At 71.1% G+C, this 23539-nt stretch carries 20 protein-coding genes; 6 read left to right on the top strand and 14 right to left on the bottom strand.

Going from position 1 to position 23539, the window contains the following annotated elements; translation table 11 throughout:
- Positions 1-257: 257 nt before the first annotated feature.
- From HUO13_RS37730 to eccCa, 5 genes are all read right to left on the bottom strand, one after another.
- Positions 258-731 (bottom strand): hypothetical protein, encoded by a 474-nt coding sequence (locus tag HUO13_RS37730; RefSeq protein ID WP_249124076.1) that lies wholly within the window; start codon positions 729-731, stop codon positions 258-260.
- Positions 732-832: 101 nt separating this feature from the next.
- Positions 833-1570 (bottom strand): hypothetical protein, encoded by a 738-nt coding sequence (locus tag HUO13_RS26795; protein WP_211897799.1) that lies wholly within the window; start codon positions 1568-1570, stop codon positions 833-835.
- Positions 1571-1858: 288 nt separating this feature from the next.
- Complete coding sequence (locus HUO13_RS26790; protein WP_211897798.1) at positions 1859-3127, bottom strand: hypothetical protein; 1269 nt, start codon at positions 3125-3127, stop codon at positions 1859-1861.
- 2 nt (positions 3128-3129) lie between these two features.
- Complete coding sequence (locus tag HUO13_RS26785) at positions 3130-3459, bottom strand: hypothetical protein (RefSeq protein WP_211897797.1); 330 nt, start codon at positions 3457-3459, stop codon at positions 3130-3132.
- A gap of 11 nt (positions 3460-3470) precedes the next feature.
- Positions 3471-7463, bottom strand: a complete 3993-nt coding sequence (eccCa, locus tag HUO13_RS26780; RefSeq protein WP_211903178.1) for a type VII secretion protein EccCa — start codon at positions 7461-7463, stop codon at positions 3471-3473.
- A 212-nt stretch (positions 7464-7675) separates the two neighbouring features.
- On the opposite strand from eccCa, the gene HUO13_RS26775 reads away from it, so the two are divergent.
- Both HUO13_RS26775 and HUO13_RS26770 read left to right on the top strand, forming a co-directional pair.
- Positions 7676-8140, top strand: coding sequence for a WXG100 family type VII secretion target (locus HUO13_RS26775; protein WP_249124075.1), 465 nt, complete (start codon positions 7676-7678; stop codon positions 8138-8140).
- A gap of 48 nt (positions 8141-8188) precedes the next feature.
- Positions 8189-8479 carry a hypothetical protein gene (locus HUO13_RS26770; protein WP_249124074.1) on the top strand — a complete coding sequence of 97 codons (291 nt, stop codon included), beginning with the start codon at positions 8189-8191 and terminating at the stop codon, positions 8477-8479.
- A 106-nt stretch (positions 8480-8585) separates the two neighbouring features.
- On the opposite strand, the gene HUO13_RS26765 is transcribed toward HUO13_RS26770, so the two are convergent.
- Both HUO13_RS26765 and HUO13_RS26760 read right to left on the bottom strand, forming a co-directional pair.
- Entirely contained in the window at positions 8586-9035 is a 450-nt protein-coding gene (locus HUO13_RS26765; RefSeq protein WP_211897795.1) for a hypothetical protein, read from the bottom strand.
- A 64-nt stretch (positions 9036-9099) separates the two neighbouring features.
- Entirely contained in the window at positions 9100-10146 is a 1047-nt protein-coding gene (locus HUO13_RS26760) for a hypothetical protein (RefSeq protein WP_211897794.1), read from the bottom strand.
- Between the two features lie 787 nt (positions 10147-10933).
- Between HUO13_RS26760 and HUO13_RS26755 the strand changes: the two genes are divergently transcribed.
- From HUO13_RS26755 to mycP, 3 genes are read left to right on the top strand one after another with little or no spacing between them, the layout of a single operon-like run.
- A complete protein-coding gene (locus tag HUO13_RS26755; RefSeq protein ID WP_211897793.1) occupies positions 10934-11308 on the top strand; it encodes a YbaB/EbfC family nucleoid-associated protein in 375 nt (124 codons plus the stop codon).
- A gap of 2 nt (positions 11309-11310) precedes the next feature.
- On the top strand, positions 11311-11649 hold the full coding sequence (locus HUO13_RS26750; RefSeq protein WP_211897792.1) for a hypothetical protein: 339 nt from the start codon (positions 11311-11313) through the stop codon (positions 11647-11649).
- 4 nt (positions 11650-11653) lie between these two features.
- Entirely contained in the window at positions 11654-12940 is a 1287-nt protein-coding gene (gene mycP, locus HUO13_RS26745; protein WP_211897791.1) for a type VII secretion-associated serine protease mycosin, read from the top strand.
- 143 nt (positions 12941-13083) lie between these two features.
- Here the strand turns inward: mycP and HUO13_RS26740 are convergent, their stop codons facing one another.
- The 5 genes from HUO13_RS26740 to eccD form a co-directional block, all read right to left on the bottom strand.
- Positions 13084-13431 carry a hypothetical protein gene (locus HUO13_RS26740; RefSeq protein WP_211897790.1) on the bottom strand — a complete coding sequence of 116 codons (348 nt, stop codon included), beginning with the start codon at positions 13429-13431 and terminating at the stop codon, positions 13084-13086.
- 50 nt (positions 13432-13481) lie between these two features.
- Positions 13482-13802, bottom strand: coding sequence for an SAV_915 family protein (locus HUO13_RS26735; protein WP_211897789.1), 321 nt, complete (start codon positions 13800-13802; stop codon positions 13482-13484).
- Positions 13803-13827: 25 nt separating this feature from the next.
- Complete coding sequence (locus tag HUO13_RS26730) at positions 13828-15381, bottom strand: hypothetical protein (protein WP_211897788.1); 1554 nt, start codon at positions 15379-15381, stop codon at positions 13828-13830.
- Between the two features lie 169 nt (positions 15382-15550).
- On the bottom strand, positions 15551-16963 hold the full coding sequence (eccB, locus tag HUO13_RS26725; RefSeq protein WP_211897787.1) for a type VII secretion protein EccB: 1413 nt from the start codon (positions 16961-16963) through the stop codon (positions 15551-15553).
- Positions 16964-16966: 3 nt separating this feature from the next.
- Positions 16967-18349, bottom strand: a complete 1383-nt coding sequence (gene eccD / locus HUO13_RS26720; RefSeq protein WP_211897786.1) for a type VII secretion integral membrane protein EccD — start codon at positions 18347-18349, stop codon at positions 16967-16969.
- 156 nt (positions 18350-18505) lie between these two features.
- Between eccD and HUO13_RS26715 the strand changes: the two genes are divergently transcribed.
- Entirely contained in the window at positions 18506-19918 is a 1413-nt protein-coding gene (locus HUO13_RS26715; RefSeq protein ID WP_211897785.1) for a protein kinase domain-containing protein, read from the top strand.
- A gap of 358 nt (positions 19919-20276) precedes the next feature.
- Here HUO13_RS26715 and HUO13_RS26710 read toward each other — a convergent pair whose 3' ends face one another.
- Both HUO13_RS26710 and HUO13_RS26705 read right to left on the bottom strand, forming a co-directional pair.
- The gene (locus HUO13_RS26710; protein WP_211897784.1) at positions 20277-22403 is read right to left on the bottom strand and encodes a transglutaminaseTgpA domain-containing protein; all 2127 of its coding nucleotides are present in this window, start codon (positions 22401-22403) and stop codon (positions 20277-20279) included.
- Positions 22400-23539, bottom strand: coding sequence for a DUF58 domain-containing protein (locus tag HUO13_RS26705; RefSeq protein WP_211897783.1), 1140 nt, complete (start codon positions 23537-23539; stop codon positions 22400-22402). Before HUO13_RS26705 ends, HUO13_RS26710 begins: the two co-directional genes overlap by 4 nt.

Raw genomic sequence — 23539 nt, 5'->3', positions numbered from 1 at the left:
ATTCGATCAACGCCCGATTGTCTAGATGTGCGTTGTCCGGAGTCCAGCCACCGACCATGGACAACCCATCCGGGCTAGACAGGTATCACGGGCACCGACGGCTGGGGGTCGCCGGAGCCCGCACCCGGGGGACCGGCCCCTGGCAGCGCCCCTCGGGGGAGCTGCCAGGGCCACCCCGAGGTGGGGAGGTCGACTACTGGCCGTAGGTGTTGACGTGCGGTGGTGTTGTCCGCGGCTCAGGCGGGCAACGGCTCATCTCAGACGGAGCCTGTCGTCCACGCGCCGGTGTCGGCACACGTGGTGAACCCGAACCGCGCGGCCGCGGGACCGACCTCCCGCGCGACCTCGTTGACCAAGGCGACCTGCAGGACCAGCAGCGTCTCGGTGCCGCGAGTCGCGTTCTGGTAGACGGATCTCAGCGTCCGCATCTCCACCGCGAGCTTGTCGACCCTGGTGAGCCAGTCATTCAGCCCTCTCTGGTCGGTCTCGGGGCTCGGCATCGCCCGGACATCGTTCTGCAGGTTCTGGAGGAGTGCTGCTCGCTGATCGAGGACCTGCATGCCCTCGTAGGCATCCTTCCCGTCGAAGGAGAGGTCGCCCTTGAACCGAGTGGTGATCTCGCCGCATTCCGCGTCGGCGTGCTGGATGAGTTCCTCCTTGGGGGAGGAGGCGCACGCACCGACTGCGAGCAGCAGTCCGATGCCGGCGAGGAGCCGGAAGAAGGAGGCCATGGGAATCCTCGCAGGGGTCGGTGATGCGTTACAGGAAGTTCGCCAGTTTTGCCAGAATTGGCGAGGGTGCTCAGATCGGACGTCGGGGCCGGCCCGGCGTATCAGGCGGATGAGAGACTCAGGACCGCTTTCCCGTCGCCCACCGCCACGGCTTTCACCTCGATGCCGTTGATGTTCGTGGACCGCCCGGTGTCCAGGGGCGAGGTCATCGACCCGTATTCGAGCTTCGCGCCGATCTCCATCACGCCACCGGCGATGCTGCGCACCCGCAGCGTCAGGAACCCGTACTGCCGAGGCGCTGGGACCACGGTCGCGGGCGACACCAGCACCTCGCACGTCCCGTCCCCGCAGGCGGCCAGGTTCTCGCCGTTCTTCGCCGCGGGCAGGGCGACCGGAGCGGCCGAGGGCCGACCGCTCCGAGCGTCCTGGAGGCGGCAGTCGTCGGCCTTCTCGTGGGCCTGGGCGACGGTGCCGTCCGCGGCCGTCAGCGTGGCCAGGTCGAGCCCCTCCGGCTTGAGGGTCTTGAGCGCGGACGAGGTTTCGGCGACGAGTCCGCGCAGCACGTCCTCGGAAGCGCCGTAATGGCCGGCGTACCCGTCGACCTCGGCGCCCAGCCGCTCGGCCGGGGTGGAGTAGGAGCTGAGCAGCTCCGCCCCACGCGGGAACGCATCCGGGCTCAGGCTGGTGGTCCCGTACTTCACGCTGTCCAGCGCGATGTCCACTGTGCTCAGATACAACGACAGGTCCATCGCGACGAACTCGTCGCGCAGGTCCGGCGGCGGCTCCGCGGGCGAGGTGAACACCCTGGTCGCTCGGCAGAACCCGTTCAACCAGTCCACCTGTTGCGGGGTGGGCGCCGGCGCCGGGGGACTTGGTGCCGGCGGGGGCGGGGCGGCCGGTGGCTCCTCCGGAACGCCGCAAGCGGCGAGGCCGCACAGGACCAGGGTCGCGGCGCCGAGCCGCATGTCGCTTCGCATGCTTTCTTCCTAGCCGACGGAGCGGGAAGGTAGCCGTGCCTGGCAGGTTCAGGCCTCCGGATCTGCGCCTGTTCGGTTCCCACGCCTGATCGGGCGGGATTCGGCGAGGCCAGGTTTCGGGCTTGCGATCCGCGCAACCCCGGCTCGTCGTCAGAGACGCGGACGGCGCAGTCGCCTCGGCTGCTCGGGCTCCACCGCCTCCGGCTTCAAGGGGGACGCGGCGCCTGGGTTCGCGACCTGCCACACCTCGTGATCGAGCGCTTCCTGAGCGGTGGGCTCCTGCGTGCTGTTCTTGGTTCCGGACATGGCGACCGGCCGGTAGCCGCTGCCGACGGGGTCGGCCAGTGCCGATCTCCCTCGTAGCCTTGCCGGAACACCTGGCATGGCGGGTGTGGTCCTCGTACGTCGTTCACCCTCGAGGAAGCGTGTGGCGCCGGAGCGCCTACCGGTCGCCGGTCCGCCGGTACCGGGAACCATCGGCATCATCATGGGCGGGACCATGCCCCCGGGGGTTCGGTTCGTGGCCGGCTCCGTCCCGGTGGGGAGTTCGGGCGGCTGAGGAGCCTTGGGATCGGCCGGTGGTTCCGTGATCGGTACGGGATTGGCGACCTGTTCGATCCGTGGCGGGGTGTCGGGGATGCTTGCGCCCGCAGGGGAGCCGCCGGGTGCGCTGCGCGGATCGAACGCACTCGCGTCGAACCTCCCGCTCGCCGGTGACCGCGATTCCGCCGGGCTGCCACCCGGTCCGCCGCGCCCGGTGGACCGGCCACCGGCCGAGCTTCTCGGTGGGACAGCGATGAGACCTGGGATCGAGACGCTGCCGGGCGGCAGCGACGAACCGCTGACGGGATGCAGCGCCACGGACGGTGTCAGGTTCGGGCCGAGGCCGCCCGCGAGCGTGGGGCCGATGGTCTCGGGCGGCGAACAGCAATCGTCGGCGAGGGAACCGTTCGCGGCCGTGGGTGCCGCGGGGCGCGCGTCGTCGCCGGCTGCGGCGAGCACCGCCTCGGCGGCCGCGTGGAAGTAGCGGTCGAGCTCGGCGAGGTGAGTGGCCGCTTCCGGTTGACTCGCGTCGGTGGAGCGCTCCACCGCGTCGGTGACCTTGGCGCGGACGAGTAGCAGTTGCCTGGCGAGATCGTCGAGAGCCCGCCACGGCCGGTGCTCCTCGATCCGGGTGAGCAGCTCGTCGATCGTGGCCTTGCACCGCGCGACTCGGCGGACGAACTCGAGGCCCGTCGCGTCTTTCCAGTCCGGCCGCAGGCAGTCCAGCTCGTGCCGCAGCGAATCGGACAGCTCGCGCAGTTCCGCCGCGACGGTCCGCCACATCCGGCTTGCCTGCTCGACCCGCGCGAGATGGGTGTGGGCTTCCACGTCGACCAGTGCGAACTGAACCACGGCCGGCAAGCGTGCGTAGTCCATCTTCAGTCCTCCACGATGACGACACCGAGCACGGTGCCCGCCACGGCGTGCGCGCCCGCCTGGTCAGTGGCCAGGTAGTCCTCCGCGGCCTCGGCCGCCGCGGCTTTCAGCGCGGCGATGGCTTCACCGGTTTCGGCGAGGAAGCGCGCGAGCGTCAGGGTCGAGGCCGTGTCGGCGGCGGTGAACGTCGCGCACCCCTGCATGCCTCCCTGACAGGCGGGCGCACCAGGCGACTCGGCGACCACCTCGGGTGCGCAGGGCTCGATGAGCTGCTCGGCGAACCGCCGCATCGACTCCGGGTCTCCGTGCATTTCGTGGCGTGACTCGCACATGGGCTCTCCGTTCACGCGTTGTCGTTCTGCGGCGGCGAGTGCTGGTCTTTGGGCAGCCAGGCGAGCTGGACGAGCCGCGCGGCATGCCGTCTGCCGACCAGCCATGCCCTGCCCGGTGGGAGCAGTTCGGGTTTCAGCCCGCCCAGGAGCGGACCCTCGTCCTTGTCCCCGGACATCAGCAGGCCCGGCGATCCGATGTCGCGCAGCCGGGCGATGAACGGTTCGAACAGCGCTCGGCTGGCGCCTCCCGTGCGCCGGGACAGCACGACGTGCATGCCGATGTCGCGGCCTTGGGGGAGGTAGTCCAGGATCGGCAGGAACGGGTTGTCCATCTGGCTGACCACGAGGTCGTAGTCGTCGATCAGGATGAACAGCTCGGGGCCCTTCCACCAGCTGCGTTCGCGCAACTGCTCCGGCGTGACGTCCGGCCCGGGCAGTCGCACGGCCATCTCTTCGGCCACCTGCCGCATCAGCCGGGACGTCGAGTCGCGGTCGGTGCCGTACCCGATGAGGTGCTCGGACTCGACGTCGCCGAGCAGGCCGCGCCGGTGGTCGATGACGATCAGCCGCGCTCGCCTGGGTTCGTAGCTGTCGGTGATGGCGCGGGTGAGCGCGCGGAGGAAGGTGGTCTTTCCGGCTTCGGTGTCGCCGAGGAGCACCAGGTGGGCGTCCGAAGCGAAGTCCACGTGCACCGCGCCGAGGTCGTGTTCCGCGATGCCCACCGCCAGACGGTGCGCGGGGGCGTCGTGGGCGTCGGCCAGCTGCTCGTACGGCAGCTCGGCCGGCAGCAGCCGCACTGCGGGGGCGGGCGGGCCCTGCCAGGCCGAGGACACCGCCTCCACCAGCTCGCGGACCCCGGCCGCGAGGTCGGCCGGATCGTCGATCCCATCGATCCGGGGCAGTGCGATCAGCATCTGGTGCTTGCGCATCGTGACGCCGCGGCCCGGCGCGCCCTCCGGCACCTTGATCGCCGATGCCCTGTCGACCATGCTGTCCACCGGGTCGCCGATGCGCAGCTCGAGCTTGCTGCCGAACAGGTCCCTGATGTTCATGCGCAGGTCGAACATGCGGGCGGCGGACACGATCACGTGCACGCCGTAGGAAAGGCCGCGCGCGGCGATGTCGGCCACGACCGCCTCCAGGTCCTCGAACTCGTTGCGCAAGGTCGCCCAGCCGTCGATGACGAGGAAGACGTCGCCCCACGGGTCCCCGGCGGCCTGATCACGCCGCAGCCTGCGGTAGGGCTGCATTCCGTCGATCTCGCGTTCGGCGAAGAGGCGCTCCCGCTTCGCGATCAAGGTCCGCAGCTCCGCGATCGTCCGCCGCACCGCGCCGACGTTCTGCCTGCCCGCGACGCCGCCGACGTGGGGGAGGCCCCGCAGCGAGCTCAGCGTGCCGCCACCGAAATCCAGGCAGTAGAACTGCACCTCGCGCGGCGTGTGGGTCAGGGCGAGGCTGGTGATGATCGACCGCAGCGCGGTGCTCTTGCCCGAACGCGGCCCTCCGATCACCAGGACGTGTCCGGCCGATCCGGACAGCTCCAGCACCAGCGGATCACGGCGCTGCTCCATCGGCCGGTCGATGATCCCGACCACGGCACGCAGCGCCCCCGACAGCTGCTCGTGCGTGGAGCCGAAACCCCGGTCGTCGCCGCGGACCAGGTTCGGCAGCAGTTGGTCGAGCGTGGGTGATTCGGCCAGGGGCGGCAGCCACACCTGGTGGGCGGGCGTGCCGCGACCACGCATCCGCTCGACGATGATGTCCAGCAGGCTTTCGCCGACCGCGTCCTCGCCGTCCGGCGTCTGCGCCTCTTCGTCCGCGTCGACGGCAGGCGACAGGTAATGCGTGGAATACTCGAGCAACTCGAGGGCACCATCGTCGCTCTGCTCGGCGGAACTCGCGTCCGGCGCGCGGTGCACCCCGGAGACGTATGCGGAGCGGAACCGGACCATGGATTCGTTGTCGGTCTTCAGGAATCCGTGACCCGGTGCGCGGGGGAGCTTGAAGGCGTCCCCGACCCCGAGCACGTTGCGGCTCTCCATGTCGGAGAAGGTCCGCAGACCGATCCGGTAGGACAGGTGGGTTTCCAGACCCCGGAGCCTGCCTTCCTCGAGGCGCTGGCTGGCCAGCAGCAGGTGCACGCCCAGCGCCCGACCGACCCGGCCGATCTGCACGAACATGTCGATGAAGTCGGGCTTGGCCGAGAGCAGTTCGCTGAACTCGTCGCAGATCACCAGCAGGGTGGGAACCTCGGGCAGCGGAGCGCCGGTGGCGCGAGCCCGCTCGTACTCGCGAAGCGAGGCGAAGTTTCCCGCCGCGCGCAGCAGTTCCTGCCTCCGCAGCAGCTCACCGCTGATCGCATCGGTCATCCTGTCCACGAGGGGAAGTTCGTCGGCGAGGTTGGTGATGACCGCGCTGGTGTGCGGGAGCTCGTCGAGCGTGGCGAAGGTGGCGCCACCCTTGAAGTCGACGAGCGCGAAGTTCAGCGAGCTCGGCGGGTGGGACACCGCCAGCGCCAGCACGATGGTCCGCAGGAGTTCGCTCTTGCCGGACCCGGTGGCGCCGATCAGCAGGCCGTGCGGCCCCATCCCGTCCTGGGCCGACTCCTTCAGGTCCAGCTCGACCGGCGTCCCGTCGCTGCGGATGCCGAATCTGATCCGCAGGCTGTCCTTGGTCGGTCGCTGCACCCAGGTCTCGCTGGGGTCGAACGTGAGCGGGTCGCCGATCTCGAGCAGTTCGGCGAGGTCGAGGTCGGTGCTCATCGGTTGCTCGCCGAGCCGGTCCGCGCTCGCCCGCAGGGGCGCGAGCTGGCGGGCGATGCCCTCCGCCGCGGGCACGTCCAGCGCGTCGGCCCAGCCGAGGTCGACCGCGCCCTCGATCGTCTCACTGGCGAGGGCACCGTCCTGCCCGACGTGCAGCACGATGGTCGCCGGATCGAGAGCGCGCGGCGGCGGGGTGCGCAGGTCGATGATCGTGACGCCTTCGAGCCCGCCGTCGGCCATGAGATCGTCCGATCCCGCGGTCGACCCCCCGTCCAGGACCACGACGACGTGCGGCATCGCGTCCCGGTTGTCGACCGCGGGATCGAACCTCTTGCGCTTGCCGAGCAGGTCGTCGAGCATCGCCTCGATCGAGACGATCGAGGGCGCCACGATCCGCAGCGGGCCCACTGCGTCGGTACGCTCCGGATGCAGGGCGTGGGGCAGCCACTTGAGCCACTCCCAGAGCGCCTGCGCGTCACGGCCGGGGCATGCGGCGATCCGCAGGTCGTCCGGCGAGTGCAACGACGCGAGCTGCATGACCATCGCGCGGACCAGCGCCGCCGATCGGCCGCGGTCGCCTCGGACGTAGATCCGGCTGAACCCGTTGACCGCCATGGCGAGCGGTAGTCCGGGAATTGCGGTGTAGGTGGTGAGGAACCGGCGCAGCGCGAGCGCGGACAGCGGCTCCAACTGCTCCAGCGGCTTGGCCTCGGGTGGGACGAGCGTCATCGCCGGGCGCTGCTGCCCGGTGCCGATGCGCGCGACCCCGAAGTCGGCGTCGACCGGACGGCGTTCCCACAGGCGGTAGCTCGCGACGAGCGACAGCAGGGCCGCGGGTTCCGGATGCAGGTACACCATGGCGTCGCGCTGCTTGTGGATCGCGCGGGTCAGACGCAACCGGTGCTGTCCCAGGTGGCGGAGGTAGCCCCGGCGTTCCTGGCCCATCTCGCGCTTGCTGGGGCCAGAGGAGTTGATCAGCGTGCCGACGAGCATTCCCAGCATGCCGACGGCGAAAAGGCCGAGGACGACCAGCCGCAGCACTCCGGCTCCCTGCCCGAAGTTCCCGGAGAACATCAGCATCATCGCGGCCATCATGGCGATCATCGGGATCACCATGAGGACCTGGGTCCACTGCCTGCCGGGCGGTGGGGGAATCTCGGGCGGCGGGTCCAGGATGAGCTCACCGGAGGGTTGCTCCGGAGCGGGCCTGCGAACCGGCCTGCGCACCACGACCGTGGCCATCACGATCCCTTCTCGCCGCTGTGCTGATGCCGACGAGTGTCACCGCGACTCGATCAGCGGGTGGCCCGCGTGGCCGGAACGTGCCGCGCACACCTGCCGGCTGCCGCGGCAGGGCTAGCGTCCGATCGTGCCCGGACGCTTTCTCGGACTCGATCCGAGCGGCGTTCCGGAGCACTGGACGGCGTGAGCCGTGTGGATGGAAGGAGAATCCGGTGAATGCTGGTGGCGGCGGTGTGTTGGACGCCAACACGGAGACGCTCGCGCGAGTGGTCCAGATGGCGACAGTGGTCGTGCAGGAGATCGAAGGCCAGCGCAGCAAGCTGGACGGCGAGGTGAACTCCGTCATCCCCGCCCAGTGGAACATGGACCAGTCCCAGGCGCTGCTCGTCGCGCACAAGAAGTGGGACGCGGCGATCAAGAACCTGTGCCAGAAACTGGAGAAGCTGGGCAGTGACACCAGCTTCGCCATGAACGACTACCTCGACACCGACCAGCAGGGCGCCTCCTGCTTCAACGGTATCGACGGCGGCGGAGGTGGCGGTCTCGGCGCAGGTGGCGGTGGTGGTGAGTCCGGTTCCGGCGGTGGCGGTGGTGACGGTGACTCCGGCGAGGGCGACGGGGACGGCGGGTCTTCCGGCCAGACCTACGCGTTCGCGGGGCTGCTCCGCGCCGTGTGACCGGTTCGCATCGAATGAAGATTCCTACGACGGAAAGGGGAGTGAATCGTGACTCGTAAACTCGCGATGTTCGGTGCGCTGGACGGCCTTTCGACGAGCATGAACGGCTGTGTCAGTGGTGTGCAGCAGTCGATCGACTCCTGGGGCCAAGCCTCGGGTATGGCCGGGACCGACTGGCTCGACCAGGCTGGCGGGCAGTTCGCCGAGATCAGCAAGGCATGTCAGCAGGTCATGGCAGCGGGGCAGGAACTGATGCAGGCCATGAACCAGGGCGTCCAGAGCTGCAACCAGGGAAACATGGCCGCGGTGCAGCGTTCCTGCAGCAGGCTGGGTTCCTGACAGCAGTGGTCGGAATGTCCCGGTGCGCACGAGCGCACCGGGACATTTCGCTGTCGTCCGAGAAGAACTTCCAGTCAGCGTTTCCGTTGTTGCGGCGACGAATCAGTCAAAGCCTGTGCAAGCGGGACGGGCCAGCCGTGGGCGAGTCCGAGTCGAGTGCGGACAGCATCAGTTCGAAGTCGGCCGCGATCGCCTCGGCCTGCTCGAGCGTGGCGGTCGACGTCGCGCGGAGCACTGGAAACTCGGTGGGCAGGCTTGTCTCCCGAAAGACGGCGTACTCCTCCACCCGCACCAGCCGCTGCAGCCTCGGGCCGGCCCTGTCGGTCAGCCGCAGCACCTGCCTCAACCGTGGCCCACGAGGTCCTTCCCAGGCAGAGCGGCCGACCATGATTCCCGTCGGATGTGCCGCTGCGGCATCGTCGGCCAGCTCGGCCAGCGACGAGTCCGGCTTCATGGTCATGCCCTCGATCACCACGGTGGCGGTGAAGCCGGAGCCGTGGGTGTCGAGCTTGATCGCCAGAAACGCGACGTCGAGGTTCAGCTCGCCCGGTGACACCGGTTGCCACCGGGCGGGCAACGGGAACTCGATCGATCCCGGTGTTGTCATTGTCGTTCCCCTGTCAGCCGAAGATGGAGCGCTTGATGGACTCGACGCTTTGGTTGAGCTCGTTCAGATCGACCTGGACATCCAAGCCGAGCCCGCCGCCGACGAGCGGGGACGCGGAGGTCTTGGTCCTGAAGCTCAGCTGTCCGTTCTCCACCTGCGGCTCGACCTCCAGGCTCGCCCCAGGTCCGACTCGGACTTCTGGCTGGATGGACACCGAGAGCGGCCCGGCGTCGAGCACGTTGATTTCGTCGAGGTTCGCCCTCACCCCGACCTGCCTTTCGGCCTCGATGAGAGGTTCCTTCGAATCCGGCATGTTCACCTGGCCGGACCCATAGGCCCCGGCCGAGTACTCGCCGCTCAACGCACCACCGAAGGCGCGCCACTTGCCGTGGGTCGCGAGGGCCTCCCCTTCGATGCTGCCGACCCCGCCACCGGGGCCGGGCCCCTCCGGCGTGATGCCGGCATCCGGCCCTTCCGGCTCGACCGTCAGCCACCACCTGCCCGCCTCCGTCACGCGCTCGCCCGTTTCGTTGACCAGCTTCCTGAATTTGTCGAAGACGGAATTTTCGGTGCGGGGGTCCATGAACTCGTCCCAGTCGCCGTCCTGCGCCAGGGAGCTCTGGGCGTTGTCCAGCTTCTGCGCTGCCTGTCTGACAGTGCCCCGCCCGCCCGGCGGTGCCGGCGCCCCCGGCGGCGCGGCTCCGGCCGCAGGCACCGCCCGACCCCCGTCCGGAGCCAGCGGCGGAGTGGCATCGGCGGGGTTCGCGGCGTCTCGTGAGCCTTCCGCCCACCCGCCAACGGTGCCTCTGATCTCCCTGCCGGCCTGATCCATCACCTCGTGACCGCGACGCACGGCGTCAGCCACCGTGCGCTCCCTCACCACGGCGTCCTCGCCCGGCGGCAGGGTGTCGGCCATCGCGTAGACGGACCTGCCGTTGTCGAGGTCGGCCTTGCGCTCCTGCGTGGTCCCCTCGACGATGTCGGCGGCGCGATCGACATCGTCGGCAAGCCTGCCGTTGTCCTGCCCGACCGCCCTGGTCTGCTCCGCCTGGTCCGCCACCTGTGTGGTGAGCTGCCTTCCCGGTTCCCCGCCGAAGGTCTCGCCGAGGTCGCGTGCCGCGCGGTTGGCCTCGTCGGCGGCTTCCGGCGCATCGCGAGTCCCCGACGTCCGCAGGTTGTCAGCCGCGGCACGCATGGAGGCCGGGTCCGAGTCCGGCAGCGGGGCCTCGGCGGTGACGCGATCATCGAACTCCTGACCGCCGGGCTGCTGAGTACCGCTGCCCTTCTCCTGGCTGTTGTCGGCATCTTTCGCCTGCCCGGCAGGCTGGTCCTGGGAATCCCCTTGCTCATTCGACCCTGGCGGCTGTCCGTTTGCCGGCTGCTGCTGATCCTTGTCGCCTGCGGTCTTGGAATCCGCGGGCGCCGACTCCGCCGGTTTCTCCTCGGCGGGCGCCGACTCCTCTGGCTTTGACTCGGCCGGAGCCGAGTCCGCGGGTTTGGACTCCGCGGGAGCCAGTTCGCCGCCTCCGCCCGACTCCGGGGCAGCGGACTCGCCGCCCGACTCGGGGGGAGCCGACCCGCCGCCACCGCCCGACTCGGGGGGAGCCGACCCGCCGCCACCGCCGGATTGGCCACCGCCGGGCTCGCCGCCACCGGCAGATGCGTTGCCGCCGCCTCCTGCTGCCCCGGCCATCTCAGTACCCCCTCGACCGTCGACCGATCTCACGCCGCGCTCGAGTGTTGTGTCGGCGGTGTCGCAACGGCGGCCGATGGCCGCAAGAGGTCAGCTGACGCCAGGGCCGCGCGACGCGTGTGAAGCTGAAATCCCCGTTTCACGAGGAGAATCCATGGCACCGACGATCGACGCGGCCCGGCGAAGGGCGGACTACGAACGCCTGCGCGACGACCTGCTCGACATCCGAACGAGGATCGCCGACATCGAGGCGACCGCGGACTCGCCCGACGGTCTGGTCAGCGCCACGGTGGTCGGCCGTGGCGAGCTGAGCGAGCTGTACCTCGATCCGCGGATCTACCGGACCAAGGACTCGAAGGCGCTCGCGTCCTCCATTGTGGACACCATCAAGGATGCCGTCGAGCAGTCGCGGGAGCAGCTCTTCGAGATCACCCGCCAGTACCTGCCGGCCGACGCGAAGCTCGAGGGCACCGACGTGCACACCGACCCCTTCATGCACCAGCTCGACAAGCAGATCGAGGGAGCGTAGTGATGGCGGACTACGACATGGACCCGGACGCCGTGACGAGGAGCATCAACCAGCTGCGGGCTGCGGGGGAGACGTTCGGCAGCGCGTGGGAAAGCCGCAAGAAGGCGATCCAGGCGGCCCAGGCGGGCTTCGGCAGTGACGTGCTCGCCCAGGCGTTCCTGGATAAGTACCAGCCGCTCGCCGAGAAGCTCACGAGGAAGGCCGACGGCATCTCCGCCTCGTACGGGCGGCTGTGCGACGACGCGATGGGCTGCGTCGCGGACTACCGCGCGGCGGAGGCACAGGGTACCGGCTCGGTCCAGCGGCTGACCGGCACCGATGGCCGGGAAATCCCCGCGTAGCGCGATGAACGGGACCAGGAGGTTGGTGACGGCCGCCGCGTTCGCGGCGGCCGTCGTCGTGAATCCGGGTGCGGCCGTGGCCGCGCCGCCACCGGGCGCGTGCGGTGACCCCGATCCGGCGAGCCCCACCGTCACCGAGCTCCCCTGGGCGCAGAAATCGCTCGACGCGCAGGCCGTGCGGCAGCACGGCACCGGTGCCGGGGTCGTGGTCGCCGTGATCGACTCCGGGGTGGATGCGGACCACCCGCAGCTGCGGCAGCCCGGAAAGGTCCTGCGCGGCGAGGACTTCTTCCTCGTCGGGGATCTGCCGGGCGGCTTCGACTGCGTCTCGCACGGCACGGGGGTGGCCGGCATCATCGCCGCCACGCCCGCCGGCGGCGTCGGGTTCGCCGGCTTGGCCCCGGACGCTGCGATCCTGCCGGTCCGCGTCAGCGAGAAGGACGAGACCGCCGGTGCCGCGCAGGCCATCGACCCGGAGGTGCTCGCCAGGGGCATCTGGTACGCGGCCGATCAAGGTGCCGGCGTCATCAACCTGTCCGTCGCCGGTGGGCTCGACAACCACTTCGTGCGCGACGCGATCCGGCACGCGGTGGAGAAGGACGTCGTCGTGGTGGCAGCGGTGGGCAACGCGCAGCAGGGCGCGGCGCCGGGCCCCGTGACTTATCCCGCCGGCTACGACGGGGTGCTCGGGGTCGGTGCGGTGGACATGTCCGGTACCCGGCTGCCGAGCTCGCAGATCGGGCCGCAGGTCGACCTGGTGGCCCCGGGCGGGGGTGTCCTGACCGCGGCCCGGGCGGGCGGGCACCAGTACCGGGACGGCACCAGCTTCGCCGCGCCGTTCGTGTCGGCGACGGCGGCGTTGGTGCGCTCGGCGCGTCCGGAGCTGTCCGCAGAGGAGGTCGCTGCGCGGATCCTCGCCACCGCGACCCCGGCGCCGGGCGGCCGGGACAGCGCGGCCTACGGGGCCGGACTGGTCAACCCTTACCGCGCGCTGACCGACGGCCTTGTCGACGCGGCCCCCGCGCCGTTGCCCCCGGTGGAGCGTCCCGTGCCGGACGCGGCGCAGCTGCGCTCGTCGGCCTGGTGGGACGCCAGCGTGTCGAACGCGCGTACCGCCGCGATCCTCACCGGGGCGGGCGTCGTGCTGGGCGGGGTGGTGGCATTCGTAGCGGTTCGGGGCCGCAGGGAGCGCTGGCAACCCCGCCGTGCCGTCCTTCCGCCGGACGAGTCCGCGCGCGACGACCTGCCCGAGGAGATGTTCCTGGTGCCGCCACCACCGGCGGACAGCTGAGGGATGCGGGTGTGCTCAGGTGGCGGTCGGCGCATGCGAACGCCGAAGTTGTTGCAGTGCAGCGCAAAGACGCAGAACCCCGGTATGAAGACGATCCTGCGCGGATCAACTTCACAGAGGGTCCTGCGCCCCGAAAACCGGACCTACTGGCCAGGTTCCGCGTCCCGCGTTGCATCCGCACCGGTGAGACCGCGGATGGTGCTCGTGCCTTGGGTGTTGGCTGCGAGGTAGTCGTCGACGCAGCACTGCGCGTCGTCGCAGATGTTGCGGTATGAGGAAGGAATGGCGTCGGCGCGTGCCATCAGGCGTTCGGCGATCGGCAGGTACCTGGCTCGGAACGCCTGTGAGATGACGTCGTTGCCGACGCCGGACAGTCCCGAGGTGAGTGCCTCCCGCCGGCTTTGCCATGCCGAGCCGAATGTCTCACCCGCTGCCCGCAGCCGGTTGATTCCGTTGGTGACCCCGTCGGGGTCCATGTCGTATCGGGTCATGGGTCGCCTCCTCCTCGTCTCAGAGACTGTTGGTGAGCTCGAACAGGCTCTCAGGCCGTCGTGTGCCGCGGCTGCGGATTCTGGGGAACAGCCCGGAGTTCCTCCGGGATGACGACGTCGACCAGGACCAGGTCGTACGGTTGCGCTTGATGGAGGTGCTCGAGCACCGACGTGGGGACCCCCAGCCATGGCTGCTGGTCCCCGCAGCATGATTTCAGCTGGTCAAGTGACGAGTATGTCATCAGCGCCAGGCGGTCATCCGCCACACGGCGAAACTCGACGACCGCGTCGGCAGGATCCTGGACGTGGGTGGTGCACGGCAGGTAGACGAACGCGGGCAGTTCGGGCTGATCGTTGTTCTCGTTCATCATCGTGGCTCCCCTCGTCGCCTGGTGATCACGTCTGCGAGCGATGGTCTTGGGCTGGTTGCGGCGCCACGGAACCGTGCTCGACCCAGTTGTCGACCATGCCAGAGGTCACCGCGCTCGCAGCGGCTCCGCCAATGGCCCCGAGCACGGCGCCGACTGGACCGCCAACCGAAGCACCGATGGCGAGTCCGGTGACGAAACCTGTTCCCCAACCGGCCAGATTCGACCCGTAGGCCTGCGCGGGTGATTCACCAGACGCGATGTCGTTCTGGGCGCCAAGAATAGCGAGAGGTAGACCTGCTACCGGCCCCGCGTATTTGCCTGCGAGGTCGGCAATCTTTCCGAGCTGTGAGAGGCGGGTCGCCTCCGCTGCTGTCCGGAGCGCGTTCTTCTGGTGCACGAGCCCTTCGGGGCCGTCCTTGAGTGCTCCGTATTCCGTGTGCAGATTGGATATCTTGGACCAGAAGTCAGCCTTGCGGTTCCACGACTGGGCGGCTTGCCAGCCGGCGATGCCGTAGCCCGCGTTCGCCAGGATGTCGGCCCCGGTAATGGCCTCCGGGTTGTGCGGCGGGGAGGCCTTTCCGGTGGTGCTCGTCTCGATGCCTGCCCAGCCGGGGTCGTTCGTGATGTTGTTCGCCGCCTGGTGGGCGATGTCGCGATTGCCGGCGGCGGTGATGTCGACGATCTGTTGAGCCGCGACCTCGCGTTCTCCGGGGGGAAGGGTCGCGGTGGCGAGGTAGTACCCGGGCGCCTGGCGTTCGGTGTTCCGCTCCATCCCGTCCGCGGCCGCCCGGGCTTGCGCGTTGGCGCGCTGGACTTGTTCGTCCATCGCCCTGGCGGAGTCGCTGACGTTCCTCGTTTCGTCGAGTGATGGGTCCGTCCGCCGCCGCATGTCGTCGAGAGCGGGGTCGTTCCACGACTCGATGACGGCGTCCATGCCGCCGCCACCCTCGGATCGCGCGGCGTCGGCGTCGCCACCGGTGTTGCGCCACTCCTGACCGATGTCGTCCAGTATGGATGTCGGGGTTTCGATGGCTGGAGCCTGCGCTCGTACTCGTGCCTTGAAATCGTCGTCCTTCGGCACGACCTCCGCACCCGGGACAAGGCCCGGGACGTCGGCCTCGCTCCTCTCCGTCACCTCCGCCCCGGGAATGATCCCGGGGACGTCCCCTTCGTCGCCCTCGGCCGGTGGTTCCTGCCCGGACGACTCCGGACCCTCAGGCTTCTGTGGGTCGTCGCCAGGCTGTGCGGCACTGTCAGAGCCGGGATCGCCTGGCGTATCAGGGCGGGTCGACGGTTCGTCGCCTTCCGGCGGTGATCCGGCGGGTTTCTCGCCGTCGCCGGCCGGCTCGGGAGTCGGCGTCGACTCCGGCGTCGGTTCTGCGGCGCCGCCGGCGGACTCGTCCGGCTTCGAGCCGTCCGCAGGTGGTCCCTCCTTCGCGGTCGACGCGTCGGCCGGCGGCTCGCTGGAGTCGGCCGATCCTTCCGGCGGCGCCGCTGCTTCCGTTGTCGACGGCGATTCCGGCTGCCCGCCGCCGCTCTCGCCGGCCGGGCCCGATCCCTCGCCAGTAGGTGTCGACATCTCATACCCCCTCGGGACCGAAGGATCCGCTCTCGTTTCGCCTCAGTCTTGTATGACGTCCTGTCGCGAGGTGCGGCTTGTCAGGTTGCGGCCAGTGGCGGCCGGCGCGTGTGGCGTGACCGGCGTCCAGGCGCGGGACCAGGCTCTGAACGGCGCAGGTGACGTGGAATCAACCACCTGTGGGGCTCAGCGCCTCGGCAGGGTCGAGGCCGCTGCCCATCGGTACCCGGCCGACGATGCCGGCGGGTAGCCGGACGGGTCGGGCGCCGCCGTAGCCGAGCATGTCCAGCACGGCCCGACCCGCCAGGGGGTGTGCGCGGCCTTGGTCGGTGACCAGCACGAGGGTGCCCGCGTAGGCCTCGGAGCTCGGCATCACCTCGACCAGCGCGGCCCGGCCCGGCTCGACGTGGATGCGGTCGGCCATCGGCATCCCGTGGGCTGTCGTGCGCGTGGTGGCCACCGTCGGGAGATCGGGAATCCGCGGGTCGACATGGACCGCCGGGGAGGCGGCGGCAGGCCCGTAGGTGGCGCAGACCGTGCTTCCGGCGATGAATCGGGGCCGCACGCCGGGCACCGCGCCCGGGCCCGCTTCCTCGGCAGGCGCCCGGCGGGCTTCGGCGGCCTCGGCCGGGTCGAGCGGGATTCCGACCGGTTGCCCGCTCGCGTAGGCCCGCCGGGTGTCCGGGTCGGCGCGCTGGATGTCGTACTGCAACGGGGAGATGGGCCTGAGGCGGTCGACCTCGCTGAGGTAGTGCTCGCGTCCTCCGGACGTTTCCACTATGAGTAGTTGTCCCGCACGGATGTCCGCCCTCCCCGGTACCGCTGACGACGGCGTGCCCGCGTCGGCCAGCCGGATCGGCGCGATCGGCGCGCCCGAGGGCAGGACGTCCACCAGCGGCATGCCGGTCCTGACCTTCGGCTCGGACTGCAACGCGAGCCCCACCGCGACGGTGTCGGCCTGGCGGATCCGGTGCCGGTAGCCGTTCGAGATCAGGTACTGGTCGCCGCTAACCGCGACCTCGACGAGCAGCGCGGCGTCGCCCAGCGGCCTGCCCCCGTGCGCTCCCGCACCGACCAGAAGCACCGATTCATCCACTGTGGATCCGCTGGGGTCCGGGGTGGGTTTGGAGCACAGGCTCCAGCCGCCGGTGAGCAGCTTGTCCGGCGCCGCGAGCGCGTCCGGCGCGTCGGGTATCCCGATCCGCGGTCCGCGCGGCACCCCCGTCAGCGACTCGCTCGCCACCGACATCGTCTCCGCGTGCCGGCCCAGGGCCAGCAGCGCCGACACGTAGTTCTCCACGGGATGCAGCACACCGTCCAGGTAGACGTACCGCGCCCCGGTCTCCTCCGCCACGATCACCGCGGGCCGGTCCCGCCACGCGGTGTTCCCGCCCGGGTTGACCAGTCCGTACACGCCGACCGCGACCAGTGCCAGGATGCCGAGCACGATGCTGCCGATCGCGGAGTTGCCGGGACGGCGGAACGGCGGTTGTTCGGGGTCGGGTTCCCTCGTCACCAGTGCCGAGATGGCCCGCTGGGCGAGGAACTGGTGCGCCTGCAGCAGGTCGCGTTTGGACGCCACCGGTCAGCCTCCAAGTCCGCGCACGAGCCCGTACAAGCCGAGCACGGCGCACAGGACGGGCACGCAGGCGAGCACGATCGCGACCTCGAGCAGTTCGGCGTACCGGCCGAAGAACGGGCTGGGCAGCCGCCTGCTGTGGGTGAGCCCGGCCAGGACGGCCAGGCCGCCCACGGCGATCAGGACCGGCGCGGTGACGGCGAGCAGGCCGCCCGTGTTCGCCATGACGGGTCCGGCGGCGAGTGCCCCCGCGCTCGACACGCCAGTGAGCAGCAGCGGGGCTCGGTGCCGGAGGGCCGGATAGAGCCGCGCGCGCAGGCAGAAGCCCACCGACAGGACCGACAGGAGCACGATGACCGAGGTGCTCGCCTCCCGCGCGACGACGAGCAGGCACAGCACGGTGACCGTCGTGGCGCCGCCGATCAGGCCGGTCAGGAGCTGGTCCGCGCGCAGCACCGCGGCGTACACCGCGTGCCGCGGCGGTTGCGGATCGTCGCGCACCAGGTCGGCGGTGGTGCGCGGGAGCACCGGCATCGGCACCCTGGCCAGCCGGATCGTCAGCGGGCCGAACAGCGGTGAGAACAGCAGCACCGCGACCGCCGCGACCGCTGCCCCGTCCACGCCGTCCAGCGCCGCCGTGGTCGCCGGCCACGACGCGAGCGCGCCCACCAGACCCACGGTGATGCCGGCGATGAACAGTTCGGCGCGCTCCACCACGCCGACGTAGCCGAGCGCCGAGGCGACCACGAGCGCCGAGCACCCCGCGAGCACGTGCGGTGCGCCGAGCTCGGCAGGCGGCGGCCCGCTTCCGACGAGCAGCACGCCGCAGGTGAAGGCGGACGGCAGTGCCAGCGCGGCGACGGCCGCGCCCGCGCCCGCGTCGCCAAGTGCTCGGGCCAGCACGGTCCCCGCCGCGAGCAGGACCGCGCAGAACCCCAGTGCGACCCACGCGGCGGCGTTCCACGGTGGTCCTGCCCGCACGACCGCCAGCAGCGCCAGCAGTGCGGCGAACGCCCCCGTGAGCAGGCCGGCGGCGCGGGTGTTCGCGGGCCCCCAGAGGCGGCCGGTGCGTCCGGCTCCCTTCGCGATGGTGTCGGCGAGGTCGTCGTAGTCGAGCTCGGGCCAGTGCAGCCGCCGGGGCACGAGGTGCAGGACCTCGCCGTCGCGGATCCCGTACGTGCCGATGGCGCGGCCGAGGCCGAGCTCGGTGCCGTCGGTGCGGCGCAGCAGCCAGCCGCCGTCGGTGACGCCGTCGTCCGGCAGGCTCTCGCCCGCGCGACGCAACAGCCCCGGCAGGATCTCGGCCACCGACGACCGTTCCGGCAACGCGAGGTCGATGCGGCGGGTCGGCGCGTCGATGGTCACTCTGACGAGGTTCGTGCTGGTCACCCGCGTGTCCCTTCGGCCATGCCGGGTGGGCGGCAGCAAGCTGCCGCCGCACCCGCTGTGGAACTGCCGGTACCTACGATGAGAGCGCGAGCGAGGTAGCGAAATGGGCACGGCAGCTACCGGACACGACGGAATGGCACCAGAATGGCTACCGCGATGACGACACTTCCGGGATTCGACGAACTGGTTCCCCTCGGCGAGGGGCCGGTTGCCGCGGTGTTCGCGAGCGTCGACGAGCAGGGCGGTGCGGCGTTCGCGTTGAAGGCCTATCCCGGACCGATCGACCGGCGCACGCGCAGCGAGCTCGACACCGAACTGCGCGGGCTGGCGGAGCTGCGCGCTCGGGGCGACGTCCTGGTGGCCGACGGAGTCGAGGAGCTGCCCGACGGCCGCTGCGCCCTGCGGATGGAGCTTTGCGCTCAGTCGCTGCCGGAACTCGTCGGCTCTTTCGGGCCGCTGACCATCCCCGACGTGCTCGCTCTGGCGAGTGCGCTGGCGAACGCGCTCGCCGCCGCACATGCCGCCGGGATCGTGCACGGCGGTGTCAGCGCGGGCAACGTCCTGTTCCGCCCTTCCGGTGAGCCCGTGCTCGCCGACTTCGGCCTCACGTTGCGCCGTGCTTTCCCCGGCGAGGTGACCGCCGGTGTGGACTTCCTGGCGCCGGAGACGCTGCGTGACGGCACCCGCGACGAGCGGACGGATCTGTACGGGCTGGGCGCGGTTCTGCACTTCGCCCTGTCGGGCTCGTCGCCGCACCAGGGACGTCCCGGCGAGCAGGTGGACGCGCGGCTGCTGCGCGCGCTCAGCAGCGAGGTGCCCGCGCTGGAGCGCGCCGACCTGCCGGCAGGGCTCGCCCAGCTGGTTTCGGCGCTGCTGGCGAAGAATCCCGATGCGCGTCCGCTCGACACGGCAACGGTGGCCGCCCGGATCGGCGCCATGACAGGGCCGGTGCGGGAGCAACCCGCGTTCGACGACTTCGGTGCCGCGATGCCCGGCAACGCCGTCCGGCAGCCGTCTTCCGCACCCCCTACGCCACCCGTCCCGCCCCCCGCGCCACCTGTCCCGCCCCCTGCGCCACCGGCCGCAGCTCCACCGCCGCCGAGGGGTGAGCTGCTCGTGCAGTTCGGGCCGAACGAAAGGGCACGGGGCAAGCCGCGCGCGGGCGTTGTCATCGCCGTTGCCGGCGTGCTGTCGGTGCTGGCCGTCGCAGCGGTCGTCCTGCTGCTGAGCCAGCCCGCGAAGCTCGACGTGCCCGTCGCGCCCGCGCCGGTCGCCGGACCGGTACCCGCGCAGCCCACAACTCCGCCCGTGCGTCTCGAACTCGACGACCCCGTGGACAAGGGCGACTACGTCGAGCTGTCGTGGCGCAGCAGCGAGCCCCTCGACTTCGCGGTGACCGTCGCTGCCGAGGGGCAACACAACGACACGATCTTCGTGCAACGCAACACCGAGTACCGGCTGCGGATCGACCCGGTCCTGCAGTACTGCTTCCAGATCCAGGGCGCGTCCAGCCTCGGCTTCCACGAAAGCCAGGCCAAGCCGATCCGCGGAGCGATCTGCACCGGCTGAGGGGCCGCGAGTACCTGTCTTTGAACTCACCCAGGGTGCCGGTGGCGGACGTGGGCCAAGCGGCTGCGCCGCTTCAAAGTTCAAAGACCGGCTCCAAGCGAGGGCGACCGGGTAGTGCCTCGACGAGCGGAGCGGCGGAGCTGGAGGACGTGCGCCAGGGTACGCCCCCGGGCCCAGCGGAGAACTGGACCGTCCGCGCGTTGTCTTGACGCGGCGGGGGAGCGGTCGATCGTCATCACGACCACGGACGACTTCGACCTCCGATGCGCCACGGACCAGGAGGCCCGCCAACGTACCGAACTGGTGGCCGCCAACATGAACCTGCGGCTCGTGGAACAGCGGAGACTGTGACGGGGCGTCAGCGCGGGGCGCGCAGGGGAGCGGGATTCAGCGCGGCGCGGAGCCTGGCGCGCAGGCCGCGCCGCCCGAGGCCCCGGCGCACCGCGCGGACCGCGGCCCACGCGTGCCTGCCGCTGTCCGAAGCCGGTCCGGCTCCGGACCACAAGGCGAAGTCCACCGTCGCGCCGAGGGACCGCAGACCGTCCACAGTGGCGCCGTCAGTGGCTGCGACGGCTGTCGTCAGGTCCCGCACCGTCATGCCTGCCGACACGGGAACGCCGTAAGCGCGAAGCCGGTCGCGTGCCTCCTCCCAGGCGCCGATCACAGCTCCCACCCCTGGCCTGCGTCTGCGCCGCCAGGCGCGCAACGCCTTGGCGAGCGGCACGCCCGCTACCCACAGCGGGACGACCGGCAGCGGCACCGCGAGCAGGGCCCAGAACGGGAACGACCAGCCGCCCGCGGTGTCGGAACTCGACGCGACCGGTGCCGGGGCGACCGGAGCGTCGCGCAGCTGGTCGGGAGGTGGCAGCTCCGCTCGGACCGCCTCGGCGGCCGCGGCGAGCCCGCGAGCGGGACCCGGGCTCTGCGCGGCGGCTGTGCCGCTCGGATCCAGCGGCACCCAGCCCACCCCCTCGACGGCCACCTCCGGCCAGGCCAGCGCATCGCCGTTGCGGACGGTGTAGCCCCCGCCCGGCTCGCGGTCGGGCGGTGCGCGGAATCCGACCACGAGCCGCGCGGGAATGCCTTTGATCCGGGCGAGCGCGACGTACGCGGCCGCGAACTGCTCACTGGTGCCGCGCTTGCTCTTGAGCAGGAACTCCTCGAGCTGCGGCCACGAGTGACCGGTGGGCAGGTTCTGCCCCGTCGCGAGCCGGTACTCGTCACGCAGGAAGCGTTCCAGCGCCACCGCGCTCTGGAACGTCGGCCGGACCGGAACGGCGCGATCGGCCAGCTCCGCGACGCCGGGTGGCACCTGTCCGACTCCGCCCAGCTCCTCGGCCGGCGAGCGGTCGACCGCGGCGCCGTCGAGGGCGAACCCGGCGACCTGCGGTTCCCACCAGCTGAGCGTGTAGCGGACGGGTCCTGATGCCTGCGGTGCGAGCAGTGAGCCCTGCCGCTCCTCCACGAGCGGGTCGATGCCGTCCACCCCGGCCGGCAGGGGCTGGCTCGGCAGCCACGGCCCGCCCAGCTCGGCCCGGCCGATCTCGGCGGTTCTCCGCTCCACGTCCACGGCGACCTCGGGGCCGGGACGCAGGGAGGCGCCGAGCCTGCGGTACCTGCTTCCGGGAGTCCAGTTGACGCCGTCGAAGTCGTTCAGCACCACCACCGGCCACCTGTCCACATCCGCGGAACCGTCCACTGTGAACACGGGGGTGTCCGGGTGGGTGAGCCGGTCGGCGAGCTCGTCCAGCGGGCTGGTCATGCTGCTGTCGGCCAGCGGCGCGAACTGGTCGTCCTTGAGCGTGTACCTGGCCTCGCTCGCGGGCAGGAGAGCGCCCACGATCGCGGCGACGACCGTGAGCGCCACCGCGGGCGCGGTGAGCAGCAGCGCCGACATCCGTCGGCGTTCGTCGGTGGCCTGATCGGCCCGGGTGGCCGCGAGCAGCGTCCCGGCCGCGCCCGCGTACGCCACCGCGGCCAGCGCCGCCGCGCTGCCGGTCGTGGCGCTGTAGCACTGGCTGAGCACGACCACCGCGAAACTCGGCACGAGCGAAGGCAACGCGCCCCAGCGGTGCAGAAGTTCGACTCCCAGCACGCAGGCGAGCAGCACCAGCAGCGGCACGAACAGCATCAGCGCGGGTTCCGGCCGGGCAGGCCAGGTCGACTGCAGCGCGAGCCGCCACGACTCCGTCGCCCCGGTTGCCAGCGCGCGGACCGTCTCGCCGGTCGGGATGCCCGCCACGGTCGTGGGCAGCAACAGGGTCTCGACGATGGCGAGCAAGCCCGCGAGCAGCGCCAGCACCGGTCGCCACGGCACGACCGCTTGGCGGCGCGAGCCGAGCACGGTGACCGCGAGCGCTGCCATCGCGGGGACGACCAGCGGGAGGATCAGCGGCGCCACGCCGAAGACGGGCGCGAACAGCAGCCCCGCGACCACGGCTGCCAGCACCACGCAGGCCGTCGGCAGGAACCCGACCCGCGTCATCCGATCACCTCGTTCCACCGGCGCACGGCGTGTTCGGCATTCTCGGCGCCGAGCACCCGAGCACCTGTCACCGCGGGCGCACCGCGTCCGGTGTCGCCGAGCGCGAACACGAAGATCGCGGAGTAGCGGTGCCGCAGCCAGGCCAGCGACGACACCTCGGCGGCTGCCGAGGTGACAACCGTCAGGCAGCCGCCGAAACCACGGCTCGCGGACAGCGCTGCCGGAACCAGCGCCTCCCCGTCACCGCTCTGCTCCAGCAGGCTGAGCTCGTCGAGCAGGCCGCGTGCGGCCTGGCTGCCGCCGGGTGTCGGCACGTCGAGCCCGGACGAGGTGACGAGCCTGCTGTGCTGGCCCGCTCGCGCCGACGCACCGAGCAGGGAGGCCGCGAGGTCGACGGCTTCTTCGAAGACAGGCGGCTGAAGCGAGCCGGGGCGCGTGTCGAGCAGCACGGTGGAGCGTGGTTGCTGCGGGTCGGCGAGTTCGCGCACCATCAACCTGCCCGTGCGTGCGGTGGCCTTCCAGTGCATGTGCCGCACTTCGTCACCGGGCACGTACTCGCGCACGTCGCGCAGGTCCATCGAGCCGTGCAGGGGATCGTCGGTGGTGGCGCCCTCGTGGTGGTGCCGGGGGTGTGCGCCCACCAGTGCCCTGGCGGCGAACTGCCGTGGGTGCACCCACAACGTGGCGGTCTCGCCTGTGGGCAACCGGTTGGTGGCGAGCCCGAACGGGTCGGCCCGGTGCAGCATCAGCGGCCCCACGGTCGTCTTGCCACGGGTCCGGATGGCCAGCTCGTAGTGGTAGGTGGCCTCGCCCTCGGGCGGCAGCGGGCGGATCCGCACGGTTTGCGTCGCGCCCCCCGCGTGGTCTGTGGCGAGGAACGCCGGTTGCCGTTTGCCGGACGGGTTCCGCATTCGCAGCCGCGCCAGCGCGGAGCTGCCGCGCTCGATGCGATCCGGGTAGACCGAGCGGGTCACAGCCACCCGCACCGGGCGCACGGTCACCGCGACAGCGGCGAGTACCGCGGCCAGCAGCATCCCGCCCAGCGCGCGCAACAGCGGATAGCCCGCCCACTGCCCGAACGCGAGCAGCAGCACGCCGAGGACGAACACCGCGATCCCGCGCCGGGTGGGACGCAC

It is taken from the genome of Saccharopolyspora erythraea, assembly GCF_018141105.1.
In the GTDB taxonomy this organism is placed as follows: domain Bacteria; phylum Actinomycetota; class Actinomycetes; order Mycobacteriales; family Pseudonocardiaceae; genus Saccharopolyspora_D; species Saccharopolyspora_D erythraea_A.
Note: the sequence above shows the minus strand (reverse complement) of the source record. Positions and strands in the feature narration are given on the sequence as shown.